Genomic DNA, 19,854 nt, shown 5'->3' with positions numbered 1-19,854 from the left:
AGACGCTCAATGAGTAAGACAGGGTTTTACTGGCACGAACGTTGCTTTTGGCACGACCAGGGTGCCATTGGTGTTTTTTCTGCTCCCGGTGAGTTTCTGCAGCCGCAACCAGCGTCGGAAAGTCCCGAAAGCAAACGGCGGCTGAAGAATATTCTTGAGGTTAGCGGGCTGATTGACGAGCTCCGCGTCGTCAAACCTCCTGCCGCATCTGTTGAGGACCTGCTGCGCTTCCATACGGCTCGTTATCTTGAATCACTTCAGGCCGGTGACCAGGCGCGCGGTGGTAACGGCGGCGACTGCGCGCCTTTCATGCCTGGCAGTTGGGCAGCAGCAAGGCACTCAGCGGGGCTTGCCGTCGCAGCGGTAGAAGACGTGGCGCTTGGGCATGTCAATAACGCTTATGCGCTTTGCCGCCCGCCGGGGCATCACGCCGAGGCGGATCAGGGGCGTGGTTTCTGTTTGCTGGGCAATATCCCGGTAGCCGTGATGCGTGCCCGGGCCTTGGGGCAAGTGAAGCGGGTAGCGATTCTTGATTGGGATGTGCATCACGGTAATAGCCAGCAGTCGGCGTTTTACGCTGAGCCTGAGGTGTTCACCGTTTCCGTTCATCAAGCCGCGAACTACCCTCTCGATACAGGCAGTTTTGAAGAGCAGGGAGAAGGCGAGGGGTTAGGGGCGAATCTTAACCTGCCGCTACCGCCGGGCTGTGGTTTGGGCGCTTATCGCTATGCGATGGCGTCGCTGGTGTTGCCAGCGCTGGAAGCGTTTAACCCAGACTTAATCGTGGTGGCCTGTGGCTATGATGCCTGTGCAAAAGACCCGTTAGGCAAGATGCTACTCAACAGTGCCGCGTTTGCCGAAATGACCGCACAGCTAAAAGCACTTGCCGCCCGTTGCTGCCAGGGAAAGCTGGTTTTTGTCCATGAAGGTGGTTACTCAGAAGGCTATGTACCGCTATGTGGGCATGGCGTTATTCAAACCTTGGCAGGTAGTACGATGAGTGTCCCCGATCCGCAAAACGATGAAATTGCTGCCTGGGGGTATCAAGCCTTACAACCGCACCAGCAGGCGCTTATCGATGGCTGGCGCCAACAGTGGGAGCAATGCACGCAATGACACCGCTTTATGATCGCGATGGTTGGATTTGGCAGGATGGTGAATGGCTGGCTTGGCGAGAGGCCAAGGTTCATGTGTTTACCCATACGCTGCACTATGGAATGGGCTGCTTTGAGGGCGTGCGCGCCTATGAGGGGGAGCAGGGAACGGCGCTGTTTCGCGTGGCTGAGCATACCCGCCGCTTGGCAGAGAGCGCCCACTCCTTAGATATTCCGATCGCTTTTAGCGAAGAGGCGCTGATCGAGGCTCAGCAGGAGTGCTTGCGTAAAAATCAGCTGACGAACGCTTATCTTAAGCCAACGGTGTTTCTTGGGGCGGAAGGCCTTGGCCTACGGGCCAAAGGATTAAGCACCCATGTGATGATTGCTGCCTGGGACCTTGGGCCGTATCTGTCGCCGCAGGCAACCCGCTGTGGGTTACGTGCGCTGACGTCTTCGTGGGCGCGTCACCATGTCAATATCAGCCTGTGCCGTGCCAAGACCAGCGGTCATTATGTGAATTCGATGCTGGCGCTGAATACCGCTGTGAAAGCAGGGTTTGATGAAACCATCATGCTTGACCCAGAAGGCTATGTAGCCGAAGCGTCCGCCGCGAATGTTTTCTTGTTGCGCGATGGTGTACTGCACACGCCTGAAGTGACGTCCTGCTTGCAGGGCATCACCCGCGACAGCGTGATCCAGTTAGCCCGCGAGGCGCTGGGCATAGAAGTGCGCGAGCGACGCATCACCCGCGATGAGCTATATACTGCCGATGAGGCGTTTTTAACCGGTACCGCTGCGGAAATTCTTCCTCTGCGTGAACTGGATGGCCGCCGCATCGGGGTAAGGGCGGGTGCGCCGGCAGTCGACGCGCCGATACCGGACGACAGTGTGACCGCGCGCTTGCAGCGCCTGTATCGCCAAGCGGTGCGTGGCGAGCTGGCCGCGTTCAAGCACTGGTTAACGCCCGCTTAGGCTCATTGCCCGCTATTAGCGAGCGTTTTGCATTTAATTAGCGGGGGCAGTTTGCCACGAGGGCGCTGTAAACCCATCCATGGGCGCTACTTTCGCCATCCATGGCGAAAGACCCTCGTTTCAATCTGCCCCCGCACACCAACACCACTGGCAGATTTTCTAACTGAGTCAGGCATTCTCTTTAATGGCCTGCTCAAGAATCGCTAGCTGCCCTGGTTCCAGAGCATCCGCGACGGCGGTAATGCGTAAGACATGACCAAGCGCTGGGTGAGCGGGGCGGGCGATTAAACGGCCTGCTTCCAGTAGCTCACGGTTTACCCGCTCGGCCAGTTCGGCAGTTGGTAAGCGAATGCCGATAAAGTTGGTGGCGCTAGGCAGTACGTCGGCACCCAGTGCTTGGAAATGAGCCGCTAACTGTTCCCTGCGTGCTTTTACTTCCGCAATATGTTGGTGGACTTCAGTTGGGTGATCGAGCACGACTTCTGCGGCTGCCTGGGTAAAGGTGGATACCGCGTAGTGAATGCGTACCTTCATCATCAATGCGAGCACATCAGGGTCAGCAATCGCATAGCCAATGCGTAAGCCTGCTAAACCGTGGGCTTTTGACAGCGTGCGTAGGCGAATGACACCTGGAAGTGCCTTGGCCGCGAAGTCACTGTTGGCGTCATCACGAAAATCGCCATACGCCTCATCCAGCAGCAGCCAGCAGGTATCCGGCAGTGCGTCGCGCAGCTTGAGAATGGCACTGTCGCTATGCAGGTGGCCGCTAGGGTTATCGGGGTTGGCTAAATAAACCAGCTGGGCATTTTCCTGGTGTGCTGCCGCCGCTAACGCTTCCAAATCAGGGGCCAGTAGGCCAGGGGCTTCAACATAGCTAGGCTCTACTAAGTGGCAACCCTGGCCTTTCGCAAAGTAGCCAAAGGTTGGGTAAGTGCCCGCCGTGCTAACCACGGTGTCGCCCGGTGTGCAGGTGGTGCGCAGTGCTAATGCAATCAGGCTATCGGCACCGGCATCCACCAGTAAATGATCAAGCGGTATACCCTGCTGGGCGCTTAGTCGCTGACGAACGCCGAGAGCTTCCGCATCGCCGTAACAGTACACATGCTCGGCGACAGCATCGCCAAAATGTTCACGTAGCGCACGATGGGGCATGTCCAGCCCTTCATTAGAGCCCAATCGATGAGGGATTTCGCGGCCAATGCGGCGCTCCAGAACTTTAATCCCAGGAAACGGATTAAGGGGACCTTCACCAGTAAGATGATGGGGGTAGGAGGGCATATCGATATCCTAATAGTGAAAATTTTCAGCTCAAAATTTTACCGCGATTAAGCAACTGATGTGGGTCAAACGCCTGCTTCAGTGTGTGCATTAATTCGATTTCCGCCTGAGAGCGGCAGGTACTAAGCCAGGGGCGCTTTTCCAAACCAATGCCATGCTCTGCTGAAACAGAGCCTCCCAGCGCTTTAAGTGGCTCGTAAACCAGTGTTTCTACCGCGTGGCGCTCTTCCGGCGCATCGCTGCCAACGCTAATAGAAATATGCAGGTTGCCGTCGCCAAGATGACCAAATACCACCAGGCGGCCATCTGGCCAGCGTTGTACTAGTTGCTTCTCTAATGCATCGGTATAGCGCTGCATATCGGCAATGGGGAGGCTGACATCAAAGGTAAAGATGGGTGCCAGCCCCTTGATGAGCCCTTCAATATCTTCTCGTATCGCCCATAAACCATCGCTTTGCGAGCTTGATTGGGCAATCACCGCGTCGACGATTAAGTCTTGTTCAAATGCCTGTTCAAGCGCTACACGGAATTGCTCTGCATGGTGAGTTTCATCGTTACCGAGCGACTCGATAATCACATAAAAGGGGTGCTCTGGTGGAATAGGAGGCGTGTGCCTCGCCAGCGTTTCGGTGAGTAGGCGATAGTGGTTTTGCCACATCACCTCAAAGGCTCCCAGGCCACCCCCAAGCGCTTTGCCCATGTGGCTTAATAGCCCGGTTAGCGCGTCAAACGAGTGGCAAGCCACCAGTGCCGTTTGCTCGCTAGGGGTAGGCGGCTGAAGCCGCAGCACGGCGCGGGTAATAATCCCCAGGGTGCCTTCACTGCCAATAAATAGCTGCTTTAAATCAAATCCTGCATTGTTTTTCAGCATGCGATTCATGGAACTGACAACACGCCCGTCGGCCATCACTGCTTCAAGCCCTAGTACTTGCTGGCGCATCATGCCGTAGCGAATCACCCTGACACCGCCAGCATTGGTGGCGATATTGCCGCCAATCGTACAGCTTCCACGTGCGCCTAAATCCAACGGGAACTGCAGACCAACCTCGTTAGCGGCTTCTTGTACCCGCTGAAGGGGGGCGCCTGCTTGTACCGTTATCGTGCCGCCGACCTGGTCAATCTCTTCGATAGCGGTCATGCGCTCCAGGGAAATTACCAACTCTTCTGGGCTAGCCTCCGCGCCATGCACTAAACCGGTTAAGCCGCCGTGGGTCACTACTGGCTGTTTAAGCGCGTGGCAGGCCTGCATGACAGCCGCTAACTGTTCGGTGTCTGCCGGGCGCACGATAGCGCCTGCTTGGCAGGGCGCGCCGGTCATCCAGTCAACGCGGCGACTAGTGACATCATCACCCGTGAGCACATGGGCTGAACCAACAAGTGCGCTCAGCGCCTCCAGGGTTATCTGCATGGGTGTTCCTTGGTAAAGAGGTTAACGATTCAATGATTAGGCGGTAGCCGCCACCGGCGCTTGACGACCAGGAATCGCATCAAGCAGCGATTGGGTATAGGCTTCTTTTGGCTGAAGGAATATTTGTTCAGCGCTGCCTTGTTCAACAATACGGCCATGCTGCATCACCACGATGCGGTCGCAAATTTGCGCGGCTACCCGTAAATCGTGGGTAATAAACAGCAGTGAAAGCGAAAGCCGTTGCTTCAACTCTTCAAGCAGTTCCAGTACCTGGGCCTGAATAGACACATCCAACGCTGAAACAGCTTCATCAGCGACAATCAGTTCAGGGTTTAGCGCCAACGCACGAGCAATGCCAATGCGCTGGCGCTGTCCGCCGGAAAACTCATGGGGGAAGCGCTCCACGGCGCTTGCGCCAAGGCCCACAAGGTCAAGCAGATCACCTGCCTGTTTGAGCGCCACGTTTTTGGGTGTGCCATTGGCCATAGGCCCTTGAGCAATCGCCATGCCGACCCGAGTGCGTGGGTTGAGTGAGGCGTAGGGGTCCTGAAAAATCATCTGCACGCGGTGGCGTTCACGGCGTAACGCGTCGCCTTTTAGCTGTGAAAGGTTAACGCCATCCAGCAACAGCTCACCGCTGTCCGGGTGTTCAAGACGTACCACACAGCGGCCAAGGGTGGATTTCCCCGACCCCGATTCACCAACAATGCCCATGGTTTCGCCACGGGCCAGGGTTAGCGAGATATCATCCAGTGCGCGGACTTCTCGGGCAGGCTTAAACCAGCCCCCGCGTGAACGAAAGACTTTATTAAGCTGTTTGATCTCGAGTAGCGGAGCCACCTGGCTTGTTTCACGGTGGGGCGGCACTGCATTGCTGGGAATGGCGGCAATCAGTGCTTTTGTATAAGCGTTTTGCGGATTTTCTAGCACCTCTTTGGCTTCGCCGATTTCGACAATCTTACCATGGCGCATGACACAGACGCGGTTGGCAATTTCAGCCACGACCCCAAAATCATGAGTGATAAACATCACCGCCATACCACGGCGGCGCTGCAGGTCACGAATAAGCTCGAGAATCTGCGCCTGGGTAGTCACATCCAGCGCCGTAGTGGGTTCGTCGGCGATCAATAGTACGGGCTCTAGGGCTAATGCCATGGCGATCATGACGCGTTGCCGCTGGCCGCCAGATAGCTCAAAAGGGTAGGCGCTAATGGCTTTTTCCGGCTGTGGAATACCCACTTCAATCAACAGCTCCAAGGCACGTTCTTGACGCTGTTTCGGTGTCAGTTGACCATGCGCTTCAAACACCTCAGCGATTTGGGCGCCAACTCGCATTAACGGATTAAGCGCGGTCATGGGTTCCTGAAAGATCATGCCGATTTTAAGGCCGCGCAGGGCACGATGCTGCTTTTCGGTTAGGGTGATGACGTCTTGGCCCAGAAAGTCGACCTCACCTTGAACGGGGCGAACGCCTTTAGGGAGCAGGCCCATCACGGTGTTGGCGGCCATTGATTTACCCGAGCCGGATTCCCCAACCACGCACATGATTTCGCCGCGATTAACGTCGTAGCTAACGTTTTCCACCGCCAAGGCACGGTCGGCCCCTTTGGGTAGCGCCACGCTTAAGTCACGAATGCTAAGCACTGTTTCAGCTGATGGGTGCTGTTTTTTAGAATCAATAGTGACCGTCATGAAGGGCTCCTAGCGCTCGCGGGAAAGTTTGGGGTTAAGCGCATCGTCTAGCCCTTCACCGACTAAGTTCAACGCCAGAACGGTGAGTAGAATCGCTACACCAGGGAAGAAGCTCAGCCACCAGGCTTGGCGAATAACCGTGCGTGCTGCGCCAATCATGTAGCCCCAGGACATCACATTGGGGTCGCCCAAGCCTAAAAACGAAAGCGCCGATTCCAGCAAAATAGCGGTAGCGACCATTAACGAGGCCAACACAATAATCGGCGACAGCGTGTTAGGCAGAATTTGACGCAGGATAATGGTGCTGTTGGTTTGGCCGACTAAGCGAGCCGCTTCAACGTATTCACGGTGCCGCAACGACATAAACTCAGCCCTTACCAAACGGGCAACGGGGGGCCAACTGACCAGCGCAATCGCCAGCACAATGGAGGTGATGCTGGGTTGCATAATCGCCACCAGCACAATCGCCAGGGCAAAGTTGGGAATGGTTTGAAAGAACTCGGTAAAGCGCATGAGTACGTCGTCAATCAGTCCCCCGTAGTACCCCGCAATCGCTCCCAGCGGCACGCCAATCAGCAGGGCGACGCTGGTGGATACCAAACCAATCAGCAGCGATACCCAGGCGCCATGCATTAACCCTGAGGCGACGTTACGTCCCATGGTGTCGGTGCCCAGCAGGAAACCGTCCTGGGAAAGCGGCGGCAAAAAGGGCCGCTGAACCATGCGCCAGGGAGACTCAGGAAATAGCAGCGGCGCCAGAATTGCCATGATGATAATTAGCAGCAGAATAATCAGCCCTACCAGGGCACCACGGTTTTGCGCAAAGCGTGCGAAAAAGCTCATGAGGCCCCCTTGATGCGCGGATCAGCCAAGCGGTAAACCAAGTCGGTAAGAATATTGAAGACAATCACTAAAGCCGCCGAGAAGAAGAAAATACCCAGCAGCAGGTTGTAGTCACGCTGTTGTAGCGCTTCAAACATCAGCCGCCCAATACCCGGCCAAGCAAATACGGTTTCTGTCAAAATAGCGCCACCAACCATCTGCCCAGCCTGCAAGCCTGCCAGGGTGATAATCGGCAGTAAGGCATTGCGGAGAATGTGTCGGCGCTGAATGACGCTAGGTTTTAAACCCTTCGCACGGGCGGTTTTAACGAAGTCCTGCTGGGCTGCATCGAGCATCGAGGTGCGCGTCATGCGGGTATAAATCGCCATAAAAAATAGCGCCAGCGTGGTGGCAGGCAGTATCAGGTGTTTGGCAACATCCAGCACAAGCGCAAATCCAGTGTGGCCCGCGCCAACGGTGTAAAGACCGTAAGCGGGCAGCCAGCCGAGGTAGACAGAAAAGACCACCACGGACATCAGCGCTACCCAAAACAGAGGCGTGGCATAGAACACCAGGGCTAACGCCATAATCAGTGAACCAGAAGGTTTTTTAACCCGCGCCGCGGCCATGGAACCCGCCACAATGCCGAGCACCAGCGAGAGCACAAACGCCGTGCCTGTTAGTAGCAGTGTTGCGGGTAAGCGATCCATGATGAGGTCAAATACGGGCACACCAAGCCGGTAGGAGTAACCGAAATCGAGCATGGCAATGCCCGACACGTAGCGCCATAGCTGCACATACATCGGCTGATCAAGGCCGAAGCGTTCACGAAGCTGGTTGAGAAATTCCTGGTCAGCAGCGCCCGCCTCACCGGCTAAAATCGCCGCGGGGTCACCGGGAGCCATCTGAATAAGGAAGAAGTTAAAAATAACGATTAAGAACAATACGATAACGGCCTTCAATAGCCGCATCACTATCAAGCGAGCGTAAACCATAGACACCTTCCTGACCGATACCTTCATAACATGGCTGAAGCACCCAGGCAGCTTGCGCGGCCTGGGTGTCGCTTTGGACTAGCGGTCTAACCAAGCATCTTTGAAGCCATCGTTGACACCCACACCGGAAGTCACGAGGTCTTTTACGTCACAGCGGTAAAGGGTAGGGAAGCCAAGCTCCATCAACCAGCCGACAGGCACGTCTTCATGCAGAATTTCCTGCACTTCATGGTATAGCGCTTCACGCTCTTTATCGGGGAAGGCTGTGGCCGCGGCGTTAAACAGCTCGTCAACACGCTCGTTTTCGTAGCCTTCCACATTGTTCCAGGGTGAACCTTTGGCAATATTGTCGGACAGGTAAGTACGTGAAATGCCCAGCGCCGGGTCGCCATATTGGAACAGGTAGGTGAAGGCGAGATCGTAATCCCAGTCGCCAAGACGCTGGTTCCAGCCGCCCACGTCGGTGGCTTGGGTTCTTACGTTAATACCCACTTCACGCAGGTTCTGTTGTACGGCTTCAGCCCAACGGGTCCACGTTTCACCGTAAGGAAGCGGCAGGATAGTGATCTCTTCGCCGTCATACTCCATTTCTTCCAACAGCTCACGGGCACGGTCTGGATTGTGATCGTAAGGCTCTAAACCATCATGTTGGAAACGCGCATTGGAGCCAAAGGCTGAGAGCGGCACATTGCCTAAGCCATTCCACAGCACATCTTTGGCAAACTCACGATCCATGGCATACATCACTGCTTGGCGGAAGCGTTTGTCGGCGGTTGGGCCTTCACGGTTGTTCATCCACAACATAGCGAAGGGACTGAAATACTCGTGGCCTTCTTCCGTCATACAGACGTTATCCATAGCGGATAAACGTGGAATATCGAAGTTCTCAACGGTGCCGCTTGGTAGTACATCAATGGTGCCATTCTCGAAGGCGACCGCACGGGAGCCACCGTCCGGGATGATGTGCCAGTTGACGCCGTCTAGATAGGGCAGCCCGTCTTCGTAGTAGTCGTCATTTTTAACTAGCTCGATAACGGTGCCGCGTTCCCAATTAGCAAATTTGAAGGGGCCTGTGCCAATGGGGTGGTCGTTGTGTTCATTGTTGCGAAAATCGGTGTCCGCATACAGGTGCTCAGGCACCATGGTGAAGGTGCCTGCCTCAAAGGAGATCAGGAACGGGCCGAAGGGGTCGATTAAGGTAAATACAACGGTGTGGTCATCCGTTGCTTCGATGCTTTCCACATGTTGTAAAACGGCCCGCGCACTGGGGTTCAGCTCGCGGTGGAAAACATCGGCAGAAAATACCACGTCGTCAGCAGTGAAGGGTTCGCCGTCGTGCCAGGTAACATCTTCCCTCAGGTGAAACGTATAGGTGCGGCCATCGTCGCTGACTTCCCATGATTCAGCCAACTGCGGCATGGGTTCCAGGTCAGTGGTATAGCGCAGTAGTCCTTCATAGATATTGCCTGCCACGGTGCGCGTAGGCGCGTTTTGCACCATCCCCAGCACTAAGCCTGGCGGTTCTGGTTGGATAATGGTGTTAACTGTGCCGCCCTGTTTCGGGTCGTCTGCCAGGGTGGCCGACGAAAAGGCGAATGCTGCAGCGGAAATTGCCAACGCTAAAGATGTTTTCATTTTGTTTCTGCTCCTCGGTTACTAGGCCAAAGCCTGGCACGTAATGGATTTACGTTGTCGTTAGGCGAGCGAGGCGTGATACAAAACAGCCCAGTTGTGATTGTTGTTATGAATTGTTGTGGATCGTCGTTATAGATCGTTATAAGAGGCCTTTTTGAACATAGCAGTGGTTTGTAAAACTGTCGACAGTCGGCAATCGGCCGTCGACAGAATGCTTTTTTGCGTCATACTAAAAGTACGTAATACCTAATAAGAGTAGACTCTATGGCCTCCTCCTCAGCGGCTCCCGGCGCTTTTATTCAACAGCAAAACCTTGTTGAACAGGTGGCCGACTATTTGACGCAAGCGATTATCCAGCAACACTTTTTGCCCGGTGAGCGGCTTTCGGAAGTGCAGCTTTCCAGGGATTTAGGCGTTAGCCGCGCGCCGGTTCGCGAAGCCGCTCGCTTATTGGAAAGTCGTGGGTTGTTGGTCTCAAAACCGCGGCGTGGTTTTTTTGTCAGGGCGTTGAATGCCGTTGAATTAGAGGATGTCTTCGATCTGCGGCTATGCCTTGAGCGCCATGCTATCCAGCGCTTATCTGAGCGCTATAGCAGCGACGCTGAGCGCGCGCTAAAACAGCAGGTAGAGGTTTTGTGCGAAGCGACCGCCAGCAATGATGGAACACGCCGCATTGAAGAGGACCTGCAGTTTCACCGCTTAATGATTCATTACGCGGGCAACGAGCGGCTGCTGCGGGCATTTGATGGCTTAACCCACGAACTTCGCCTGTGCATTACGTTGATTACCAAAACCCACGAAGCCCCCGATACCATTGCCACCAGTCACTTTAAGCTGCTAGATGCCTTGGGTAGCGGCCGTTCCGAGGCTTGCCGCGAGGCCATTGACTACCATATAGGCGTTGCTAGGGATTTTGTGGTGAGCAGCGTGGGGGAGTGAATAAAAGAGTGCGTGAGAGCAGCTAGCCCCTAATCTAAATGTGCATTGTCATTAGATAAATCAATAGTTCACACCTGAACAGATGTCGCCTTGCTCTAGGTCTGGCAAGATAGCGTTTTCGGACGTTTGACGATCAAGGACACGGCATGGCGCATTTGCTACGCATCGTTATGATTCACGGCCACTTGTCGGGAGTGGTTGAGCTCAATGTGGATGGCCACACCAATATCTGCGGCACCAACGCGTCAGGCAAAACCACGCTTCAGCGGTTAGTGCCGGTGTTTTATGGCGAACTGCCCAATAAGGTAGTGCCGAAAACTCGCATGAAGTTTGATGCCTTCTATTTGCCCACTCGTCAAAGCTATCTGGTCTACGAATACCGCCGCGAAGCAGGCAATGTTTGCCAAGTAGTGCTGACGCGCAAGCAGGAAGGCGGCGTGGAGTACCGTTTTGTCGGTGCCCCTTATCGACCAGAAGACTACCTGATCGAAACTGAAAAAGGCCCCTTGGCACTGGAGTACCCACAGTGGTCTAGCGGATTGCGCCGCAGCGGGATTCCTGTCTCATCTAAGTTGGGGGCTACCTCCGAGTTTCGCTCGGTGATCCAAAACGACTTCACCCAGCTTCACGGTAATAGCCGCGATGGCCTAAAATTGCGCCAAATTGCAGCGCAATTTAGCCTGGTTAACCCTGAACGGCGTATCCGTCATATCGAAAAACTGGTGTCTGCTGTGCATGCGAAAGAGGGCAAGATGGACACCCTCAAAACCATGCTGGCGGCAATTTTCGAAGAGGATGGCGTCGAGCTGCCGGTCACCCGCATTCGCAGTGCCAAAGCGCGGGAGTGGATTTCCCAGATGCGCCAGTCCATGCGCCTGGAGCCGCTGCAAGCCGCGCTGACTAAGCTTGGTGGCATCGACCGCGAATTGGCCCATTTAGAGACCACGCTTTGGCAGTTGAAACCCCAGCTAAGCGCCGATCATCAACAGGCTGAACAACGCATTGCGGATCTGGATGGTGAGTTAAATCGCCACCAGCGTGAATTCCAACAGCGTGAAAATGCCTACACCCAGCAGCGCGATGAGCTGAACGACCGCCACAGTGAAGTCGCGAGCGACTTGCAGCACACTCAGCGTCGCCTGAATGACCTGCAAACCCAGTTTGAGCACTACGCTGATGCTGACATGACCGGCCTGGAGCGGGACATCAACGCCTTGCCCCAGTGGCGTGAACAGCGTGATCAGCTTCAGAAGCATCTGCAAGTCATGCAAGAGGCGGTAAAAGAGAGCCAGGCGCGCTTAGATGGCCGGTTACGCGAGCTTTCCGAAGCACTTGCCCGCCAAACTCAAGAAAACCAGGAATTGATAGATGCCCTGGTCGAGGAAAAAGCGCAGCGCCGAGAGCAGCAATGGCAAGCCGAACAGCAGCATAACGAGCGCTATCAGCAAGAGCGCCAGCGGTTAGAGGGGGAGTATCAAGCGCAGTTAGAACTGGGTGTTGAGCAGCTTGCCGAATTAAAAGCGCAACTGGCGATGCCCACCCAAACTGCTGAAGAAGCCCAAGAAGCCGAGCTTGCCCAAGCGCGTTTAGACCAAACACAGCAGGAACGCAGCGCCGCCACCGCCACGTTGGAAGCGCTGCGCCGCGAGCTTGAAAGCCACAAACGTGAACGCGACGCCGCCGAGCAGCAGCTGGTGCAGTGTCGCCAGCAGCGTGAGCGGGCCGAACAACACTGCTATGCGCTCTATCAACAGCGTGACCCCGAACAAGGCAGCCTGCGTCACTTCTTGCGCTACCATCGCCCTGGTTGGGAGCAGCAGCTTGGCAAGGTTATTGCGCCAGAGCTGCTTGAGCGCCGAGATCTTGCTCCGCAGCTTGCTGAAGGCGCCAGCGACGACCTGTTCGGGTTAGCGCTGGACCTAAGCGCCATTGCACTGCCGGATTACGCCCAAGACGAAGCCAGTTTGCTGGCGGCGATTGAAGAGGCGGATGGCGCTAAACAGCGCGCCCAAGCCGAGTGTGCCGCTGCCGAAAAAGCCCTAAAGCAGCACAACGAACGGGTGCAACAGGCCGACGAGGCCCAAGATCAGGCGCGTATGGGGTATCAGCGTGCCGAACAGGAAGTGGAGTATGCCCTTGAGGCTCGCCGCCAGCAGCAAGAGCGCCATACCAAGCGCCAGCAGGCACGTCGAGCGGAGCACCAAGCGGCGTTGGCTCGCCAGGAGCAGGCCCAGGCCGAACTGCGTGAAGAGAAACGCCAGTCGCTTGCCGAGCTGGCCGAGACCCATCAGGGCCAACTGCTGGAGTTAAAAGCCGATGCGCAAAACCAGCTGGATAGCCTGGATGCGCAGCTACGCCAGTACAAGCAGCAGCTCAACGATGCCAACGCGGAACATCAGCGCCAGCGCAATGAGCTGGAAGCCGCCTTCAGCCAGGAACTTGCCGAGCAGGGCGTGGACCCCGCGCAGCTTCAGGAAACGAAAAAACGCCTAGAGCAACAGAGTGACCGCATTCGTAAGATCGCCGCTCGCCAGGAAGAACTCACCGAGTACCAACGCTTTATGCGCGTGGAGTGGAGCCAGCACAAGCCCCAGCTGGTGGCCCAGGAAGCGGAGCTTGTTCAGCTTGACCAGCAGTTGAAACGTGAAAAAGCGCACCTCAAAAACGACTTCCATGCCGCACGTGAAGCGCATCAATCAGCGGTTAATGAGCTTAAAATTCAGCGCGCAAATGCCCACGGCAGCGTAGAAGCCCTTAAGCCGCTGCTGACCCAGTTAGAAAGTTTGGACATCGTTTCAGAGGGGGCGCCCTTAGCGGATGCCGTAGGTGACATGGAGGAGCGCATTGAGCGTGCTCGCCAAGCGTTAACCAGCCGCCATCAGCAGCTTGAACAACTGCGCCGGGGCTGCCTGGAGGTAGAAAGCCAACTGATTAAAGATGCCAGCAGCGGCTTTGCCGATGCACTGCAAAGCGAACGCGAGAAGCTGCCGAACGACAGCCCGCGACTAGTGTTGCCGCTGCTGCGCGACATGCTAAAACTATTGGAAGATCAACAGCAGCAGCTGATTCAGGAAGGGCGCAATTTAAGCGATGACCTGGATAAATTCTTTATTGTCTTCCGCGACTTAAATCGCCGTATCAGTGCGCAAAGCCGTCGGCTTTCCGACGAAGTGGCGGATGACCTGCGCTTAGAAGGCATCAGCAAAGCGGAAGTGCGCATTCAATCGACGATCGATGAGCTGGGTTTCTGGGAGCCTTTAAAGTTGTTTGCCCAGCGCTACAAAGCGTGGCGGGAATCTGGCCAGATGCTGCCCAGTGACGATTACCTTAATGCGCTGGCCGATGTGGTCGATTTGCTGCGCAGTGACCAGCAGTACAGCTTTGAAAGCCTGCTGCGCCTTGAGCTGCACCTAAACGAAGGCGGCACTGACCTGGTGATCAAAAATGACCGCCAGTTGTTGGAGTCTTCCAGCCATGGCATGGCCTACCTGATTTTGTGTAAGTTCCTGCTGGCGTTTACGCGGCTGCTGCGGGGGGATGCGCAAATCGCTATCCATTGGCCGATTGATGAAATCGGCACGCTGGCCTATCACAATGTCGAAAAGTTGTTCGACGCTTGTGACAGCAACCGCATTCATATTGTGGGGGCTTTCCCCAACCCGGAATCAGATGTGCTGCTGCTGTTTGCTAATCGCTACCTGATTGAGCGGGACCCTAACCAGCCCAACCAGCGCCTGCTAAAACGTATTGAACCGCGCCTTAGCCCGCTTGCGCAGCGGATCAAGGAGCGTCAGCAAGAGGTGACCGCATGATCGAACACGGCCCGCTACTGGAACGCTTGCTGGCTGGCGAGTTTGTCTGCGCCGTTAGTGATGACAATGCCTTTCGCCACTTAGCCAACGAAGAGACCCGCGACGCGATTGATGACTATCTGCGCCCGCTCAACCGCAGGCTGGCGAGCAATGATGAAGGCAGTGTCTACTTTTTAGCTTGGCGACAGCTGAACGAAGCCGCTCGGGAGCAGCTATCGCGCCAGCTGAGTGACACGGTCAACAGCCTGTTGCCGCTGCTGGAATGGCTGCAACTGGTTCAAGAGGCGCTAGGCCGCGACACCTTGGCGGCCCCTGGCGACGTGCTCAAGCCCGCAGAGTTCAGCGCTAAGTGCGAAGACAACCAAAGCCTGCGTGAGCGTTTGGAAAGGCTAGCCACAGACAGCTTCTTTGGCTCCCAGAGCGACCAGCTGGATGCCCAAGTAAAGCAGTTATTTAAGCGCTTAAAAGAGCATGGCTACTTGCTTCAGCCCCACACTGAGCGTCAGGTGTTTGTGGTCACCGGTAAAATTGATTACCTGATCGAGGTGGTGCGCTTTATCCGCGATGAGGAAAACTTGCCCATTGACGTGGAGCAGGAAGAGGGTGCCCAGGAGGCGCTGCTGTGAGCGAACTGGAAAGCCGCCTGCTAAAAACCGGCGCTGAGCGGCTGGCGCTGTTGGGCAAGCATGCCGAACGACTGATGCAGGGCTACACTCGCGATGACGTGCCGTTAGACGGACTCAACGACAGTGCGCTGCGCAAGCTGTTGGCTGCTCGAGTGTTATGGCGGCCCGATGAGCAGAGCGGCGTAAAGCTCTCCCCTAAAGTGCGCGAGCTGATCGCTGAAATGCTCGCCGACGAAACCCGCCGTCATGTGAATGCCGATGTTGCGGAAACCCTTGAGCTGGTGCGTTCGTTGGTGCACAGCTACCGTGAAGCCCGCAGCCGAGGTGAGCATTGGCGACAGGAGCAGCAGCTGCTGCGCCTGCGTCAGGAAGTTGACGATCTAAACGGCCGCTTTGCCGATGCTATTGATAGCCTTTGGCAGCGGCTCAATAGCGATTTCGGCTTTGTTAGCCAGTTGAGCGATAAGATCCGCGAAAACGACCGCGCCCAGAAGCAGATTGTTAGGTTGTTGGATGGCCTGGCGCTGATCGACTTCGACGAACTGATTGCGTTAGTAGGCAGTGATGGCAGCCTGCGCAAGCTACTGATCAGTCAGCTACAGCAGCGCTTAAGCCACCATTACACCAGCCTGCGGGAAGTGCAACGGCGGTTAATTGAGCTAATGGCACGCTTTCGCAAACAGCAGTCACGCAGCCGCCTGATCAGCGGCATGGTCGCGTTTATGCGCGAACACCCAGGCTTTGTGCCGAGTAATTACGCCAAACGCAGCGATGTACCGGCGTTATTTAACCACGCTGCGCCGTTACACCCCGCCGCTGCGCCAGCGTTAGATCGCGCGCTGGAAAGCCGCGTGCTGGCAGAACTGTTGCATGAATTGCCAACCCCACGCCATGCCACGCAAACCGTTGAGTCGGCCGTGCCTGCGCTCACGCCGGAAGATAATCTTGCCGCTGCACGCCAGCAGGCGCTTAAGCAAGATGTCGAACGCTTTTATCTTGCGGTGTTAGATCAGCCCCCCGCCGAGCCGATTAGCGCCCTCGCTTATCTGTATGACAGCCACCTCGACTGGCCCGATGAAATTTGGCTGTTTCAGGTTATCTCCGAATATCAGGGCTTGCCGCGTAGCGAGCAGCAGGCGTTTCGCCTACACCAAGACGAATCACCGGCCAGCCCATTTAACGATCTGCGCCTGATTCATGACGTCGCACTGGCGGTGGCAGTATGACGTTATCAGGCCGCGCCCGTGCCGGGCTTAACAGTGTTGTTCGAGAGCTTAACCGCCAGCCCGTGGTAGAAAAATCCCGTGGCAAGTGGGTAGAAGATGTGGTGGCGTGGTGCCATCAGCAAGATATTGATCTGACCATGCGGATTTCCAACCAAGCGCTGCGCTTTGACGCCACTCTCGTGGCGCAAATCAACAGCATGTTGGAGAGTGACCGTTTGGCACCGCTAGGGCGCTCGTTAAGTGGCTTAAGCAGTACCGCCCAAGCAGCAGAAGGCGTTGAGGAGGATAAAAGCCGCCGCGAAGGCCCTCGTGCAAAACGCGTGCTGATCAACTTGCCGTCACAGCCCTCTGCATGGCTTGTGCCAGAGCCGCGCAGCATACGCGATGTTGATGTAAGCGGCCTTAAGCTGGCGGTGTTTGGCGCGCTCGTTCAGGTGGAAAACCTGGATAGCTTCTACGCGTTTTCGCCAGAGATAGCAGCGCTTAGCGGCTACGCTAACCCGCTGGTGGTCTATCGTGGCGACAGCCACTACGGCGGCGGCTTTGCCGAACTGACAAAAGCATGGCGCAAAACCAATCGGCCACACCTCTACGCCGGTGACTTCGACGCCAAAGGCGTGACCCTAGCCCTAGACAGCGGCGCCACGCATCTACTACTACCTGACATCGAATGGCTCACCCAGCACGTCACGCCCTTGCACCAACCCGCCGAACAGCTGTCGTTCCAACGCCGCCTACGCCAACGGAACGTTACGCTGCCCAGCCACCACCCCCTACGCCCATACTTAGCCCTGCTGGAAAAACAGCGCGGGCTAAAACAGCAATGGTTTGGAGGGGAGTTGGCGTGTATATCACTCAGTTAAAAGCAGCCTTAGGGCTGCCACTCAACCCCGCTATTTTACGCTTTCCCTTACTTGGCCGTTAACGAGTTCGCAAATACGCGACGTTTGGATAGTTTGCCAACATTGGCTTTTCCCTAAAGGGAATTAATGGGGTAGATTCAGGTGAGGGCGACAACAACCATTTTTAAGCAAAGCGTATCGCGTAGGCGAGCTTTTTTATAAATTTCAATGTATGGCAGGTAGATGGTTTGGCTGCTGGTTGTTAGGAAAATACGCATGCGCATTAATAAACTGTTAGACGAGTAGGTATATGTCACTCATCATTTCCGCTTTTGCACTCCTAATATCGTTGGGAAGCTTCTGGGTCAGCTTTGACTCAGCCCGACTGGCCAGGAGAACTGCTGCTGCAGAGAAAAGGACGCATGTCAGGACTATTCTTTCCGGCGTTCTTTTTGAGGTGCGTGAGCTTCACCAAGTTGTAGCAATGGCCATCAATTACGAAGGTGAAGAGTACCGATTCCCTGATGGTTTAGACAAAATAGAGCAGGAGTTGGCGCGGTATGCGGCAGTTATCCCTGGCAGGCTAAAGTGGCTGAGCGATGATAGCCCCGATGACCCGGTAAAGCTTGAGGAGTATCGGTCTCATGCCCTAGAGCTAGAATCTCGAATGACGAAGGTCCGGCCTATGATTCAGGAATTAAAAGTTGAAGTCATACCGGGCAAGTCGTCTAACAAATCGCTCAATTCGTCGCCGCAAAACGGCGCGAATTAGCGCAGCGTTAAGTTTTTTGCTCCATCCTCGCAGACTATGATGTAATACGTTGTAGTCGCCAAATTTGAGGGTATCGTCATGAGCGTCACCACAGTCCGCCTTCAAGCAGACGTTGAACAACACCTGGAAGCAATCGCTAGCAGGTTACACCGGAGCAAAGGCTGGGTGATCAACCAGGCATTGTCGGAATACATAGCAAAGCAGCAGCTTGAGCAAGAGCGGTGGAAACAAACGTTAGAGGCAATGGAGTCTGCTGCCCAAGGCAAGGTTGTTGATGCCAGCGAGGTTCACAGCTGGCTTAATAGCTGGGGAACCGAAAACGAGCAGGATGCGCCAGGGTCAGGTAAGTGAAACTGGTTTACACGGCCGAAGCCATTGACGATTTGAAACGCCTCCGAGAGTTCATTGCGGATCACAACCCGTCTGCGGCGGCCAGGATTGCCGCCGAGCTTGTTGGCAAAATCGAATTACTTCCAGGCTTCCCCAATATGGGCGCACCGGTTGAAATGGCACCGGTGCCTGACTCTGTTCGAGATATGGTTTTCGGAAAATACGTCGTTCGATATTCAGTCCATGCCACTGCCATCATTGTTCTCCGGGTATGGCATGGTCTTAAAGGTGAACGGTAGTCATTAAACCAGGCGTGGCACTCGGATGCCTTTGTATCTGCTTTGCTGCGTAAAAACTATCGGCGCTCTGCGCTCATCGGCGAATTCTGAGCATTTGAATCGCTCAATTGAACAATTCAAAGCAGGTAAGGTAACCCGCAGAGACTTGATGGATGAGTCGCCGATTACTGTCATGGACTGACGAATCCTGGAGCGATTCCCTTCACTGGCAAACCAGCGCCGTTAAAGGAAAACTTAGCTGGTTTTTGGTCGCGACGTATAGATGATACGAATCGATTCGTCTACGCAGTTGATGATAATGCGATTACGATTATTTTGTGTCGTTATCACTATTAGATTAGCGCTACTCCAAATCCCGAAAGGGTAAGTTGTTGGCTCAGGCTCGGGTAACTCAAATAATATAAATCTGGTTGTTGCGCGGTGCGCAACGAGCTATGATGTGCTTATGATTAAATCATTCCGCCACAAGGGACTCAAGCGGTTCTACGCTAGTGGCAGCACCGCTGGTATACAGGCGGATCATGCCAAGAAATTGCGTATGCAGCTTGCCGCTCTGGACACGGCCGTGTCAGTAGAAGATATGGATATCCCTGGTTTTAGGCTCCACCCGTTGAAGGGGAGAGACAAAGCGCGGTGGTCAATTTGGATCAACGGAAATTGGCGCATGACGTTCGAATTTCGAGATGGCAACGCGTACATTCTTGATTATGAGGATTATCACTAATGACGATGCATAATCCGCCGCATCCCGGCGAATTTATTCGGGAAGTGTACCTAGAACCTTTTGGTATCAGCTCCCGTCAGCTTGCTTCCAACTTGGGCGTTTCACCATCCACCTTGTCACGGTTGCTCAAAGGGGATAGTGGCATTAGCCCCGAAATGTCTTTGCGCTTGTCGAAGGTTCTCGGACGTACCCCGGAGAGCTGGCTATCAATGCAGGACATGTATGACCTATGGATGGCTCGCAGCACAATTAATTTGGACGACCTGCAGCCATTGGACTTTGAGGCCGCTTAACGATTGCTACTGTTGTCGTTGGCATCCTGTCGTAAAAAGCTGAGCAACCAAACTTATTGGAAATCTGTATGCCGCCAGACTAGGTCAGGTTT

18 protein-coding genes and 1 pseudogene are annotated in these 19,854 nt (G+C 55.1%); 13 read left to right on the top strand and 6 right to left on the bottom strand.

What is annotated here, in order from left to right:
- Window positions 1–9: 9 nt before the first annotated feature.
- Window positions 10–1,116 carry a class II histone deacetylase gene (locus tag L1X57_RS02325; RefSeq protein WP_009722138.1) on the top strand — a complete coding sequence of 369 codons (1,107 nt, stop codon included), beginning with the start codon at window positions 10–12 and terminating at the stop codon, window positions 1,114–1,116.
- On the top strand, window positions 1,113–2,069 hold the full coding sequence (locus L1X57_RS02320) for a branched-chain amino acid transaminase (RefSeq protein WP_009722139.1): 957 nt from the start codon (window positions 1,113–1,115) through the stop codon (window positions 2,067–2,069). Before L1X57_RS02325 ends, L1X57_RS02320 begins: the two co-directional genes overlap by 4 nt.
- A gap of 168 nt (window positions 2,070–2,237) precedes the next feature.
- Here L1X57_RS02320 and L1X57_RS02315 read toward each other — a convergent pair whose 3' ends face one another.
- From L1X57_RS02315 to L1X57_RS02290, 6 genes are all read right to left on the bottom strand, one after another.
- Window positions 2,238–3,347: a pyridoxal phosphate-dependent aminotransferase gene (locus L1X57_RS02315; protein WP_009722140.1), complete on the bottom strand. Its 1,110-nt coding sequence runs from the start codon at window positions 3,345–3,347 to the stop codon at window positions 2,238–2,240.
- Window positions 3,348–3,372: 25 nt separating this feature from the next.
- Window positions 3,373–4,755 (bottom strand): FAD-binding oxidoreductase, encoded by a 1,383-nt coding sequence (locus L1X57_RS02310; RefSeq protein ID WP_234667892.1) that lies wholly within the window; start codon window positions 4,753–4,755, stop codon window positions 3,373–3,375.
- Window positions 4,756–4,791: 36 nt separating this feature from the next.
- Entirely contained in the window at window positions 4,792–6,447 is a 1,656-nt protein-coding gene (locus L1X57_RS02305) for an ABC transporter ATP-binding protein (RefSeq protein ID WP_009722142.1), read from the bottom strand.
- A gap of 9 nt (window positions 6,448–6,456) precedes the next feature.
- Window positions 6,457–7,290 carry an ABC transporter permease gene (locus tag L1X57_RS02300; RefSeq protein WP_009722143.1) on the bottom strand — a complete coding sequence of 278 codons (834 nt, stop codon included), beginning with the start codon at window positions 7,288–7,290 and terminating at the stop codon, window positions 6,457–6,459.
- Window positions 7,287–8,264 (bottom strand): ABC transporter permease, encoded by a 978-nt coding sequence (locus L1X57_RS02295; RefSeq protein ID WP_009722144.1) that lies wholly within the window; start codon window positions 8,262–8,264, stop codon window positions 7,287–7,289. Before L1X57_RS02295 ends, L1X57_RS02300 begins: the two co-directional genes overlap by 4 nt.
- 78 nt (window positions 8,265–8,342) lie before the next feature.
- Entirely contained in the window at window positions 8,343–9,899 is a 1,557-nt protein-coding gene (locus tag L1X57_RS02290) for an ABC transporter substrate-binding protein (protein ID WP_009722146.1), read from the bottom strand.
- Between the two features lie 264 nt (window positions 9,900–10,163).
- Between L1X57_RS02290 and L1X57_RS02285 the strand changes: the two genes are divergently transcribed.
- The 11 genes and pseudogenes from L1X57_RS02285 to L1X57_RS02235 all read left to right on the top strand — a co-directional run bounded on the left by L1X57_RS02285 (window position 10,164) and on the right by L1X57_RS02235 (window position 19,762).
- The gene (locus L1X57_RS02285; protein ID WP_009722147.1) at window positions 10,164–10,838 is read left to right on the top strand and encodes a GntR family transcriptional regulator; all 675 of its coding nucleotides are present in this window, start codon (window positions 10,164–10,166) and stop codon (window positions 10,836–10,838) included.
- Between the two features lie 146 nt (window positions 10,839–10,984).
- Window positions 10,985–14,650: an ATP-binding protein gene (locus L1X57_RS02280; RefSeq protein ID WP_009722148.1), complete on the top strand. Its 3,666-nt coding sequence runs from the start codon at window positions 10,985–10,987 to the stop codon at window positions 14,648–14,650.
- A complete protein-coding gene (locus L1X57_RS02275) occupies window positions 14,647–15,276 on the top strand; it encodes a condensin complex protein MksE (protein WP_009722149.1) in 630 nt (209 codons plus the stop codon). Before L1X57_RS02280 ends, L1X57_RS02275 begins: the two co-directional genes overlap by 4 nt.
- Entirely contained in the window at window positions 15,273–16,502 is a 1,230-nt protein-coding gene (locus L1X57_RS02270; protein ID WP_009722150.1) for a hypothetical protein, read from the top strand. The genes L1X57_RS02275 and L1X57_RS02270 overlap by 4 nt, the downstream gene beginning before the upstream one ends.
- The gene (locus tag L1X57_RS02265; RefSeq protein ID WP_234667890.1) at window positions 16,499–17,365 is read left to right on the top strand and encodes a DUF7281 domain-containing protein; all 867 of its coding nucleotides are present in this window, start codon (window positions 16,499–16,501) and stop codon (window positions 17,363–17,365) included. Before L1X57_RS02270 ends, L1X57_RS02265 begins: the two co-directional genes overlap by 4 nt.
- Window positions 17,366–17,654: 289 nt before the next feature.
- Entirely contained in the window at window positions 17,655–18,116 is a 462-nt protein-coding gene (locus tag L1X57_RS02260; protein ID WP_009722153.1) for a hypothetical protein, read from the top strand.
- Between the two features lie 78 nt (window positions 18,117–18,194).
- Window positions 18,195–18,467: a CopG family ribbon-helix-helix protein gene (locus tag L1X57_RS02255; RefSeq protein WP_009722154.1), complete on the top strand. Its 273-nt coding sequence runs from the start codon at window positions 18,195–18,197 to the stop codon at window positions 18,465–18,467.
- Window positions 18,464–18,745, top strand: coding sequence for a type II toxin-antitoxin system RelE/ParE family toxin (locus tag L1X57_RS02250; protein WP_009722155.1), 282 nt, complete (start codon window positions 18,464–18,466; stop codon window positions 18,743–18,745). Before L1X57_RS02255 ends, L1X57_RS02250 begins: the two co-directional genes overlap by 4 nt.
- A 152-nt stretch (window positions 18,746–18,897) precedes the next feature.
- Window positions 18,898–19,081, top strand: a pseudogene (locus L1X57_RS02245) (type II toxin-antitoxin system YoeB family toxin).
- 109 nt (window positions 19,082–19,190) lie between these two features.
- Entirely contained in the window at window positions 19,191–19,469 is a 279-nt protein-coding gene (locus tag L1X57_RS02240) for a type II toxin-antitoxin system RelE/ParE family toxin (RefSeq protein WP_009722156.1), read from the top strand.
- Window positions 19,469–19,762 carry a HigA family addiction module antitoxin gene (locus tag L1X57_RS02235; RefSeq protein WP_009722157.1) on the top strand — a complete coding sequence of 98 codons (294 nt, stop codon included), beginning with the start codon at window positions 19,469–19,471 and terminating at the stop codon, window positions 19,760–19,762. The genes L1X57_RS02240 and L1X57_RS02235 overlap by 1 nt, the downstream gene beginning before the upstream one ends.
- Window positions 19,763–19,854: the final 92 nt, after the last annotated feature.

The organism is Halomonas sp. TD01, assembly GCF_923868895.1.
GTDB lineage: Bacteria > Pseudomonadota > Gammaproteobacteria > Pseudomonadales > Halomonadaceae > Vreelandella.
This window is presented reverse-complemented; position numbering and strand designations above follow the sequence as displayed.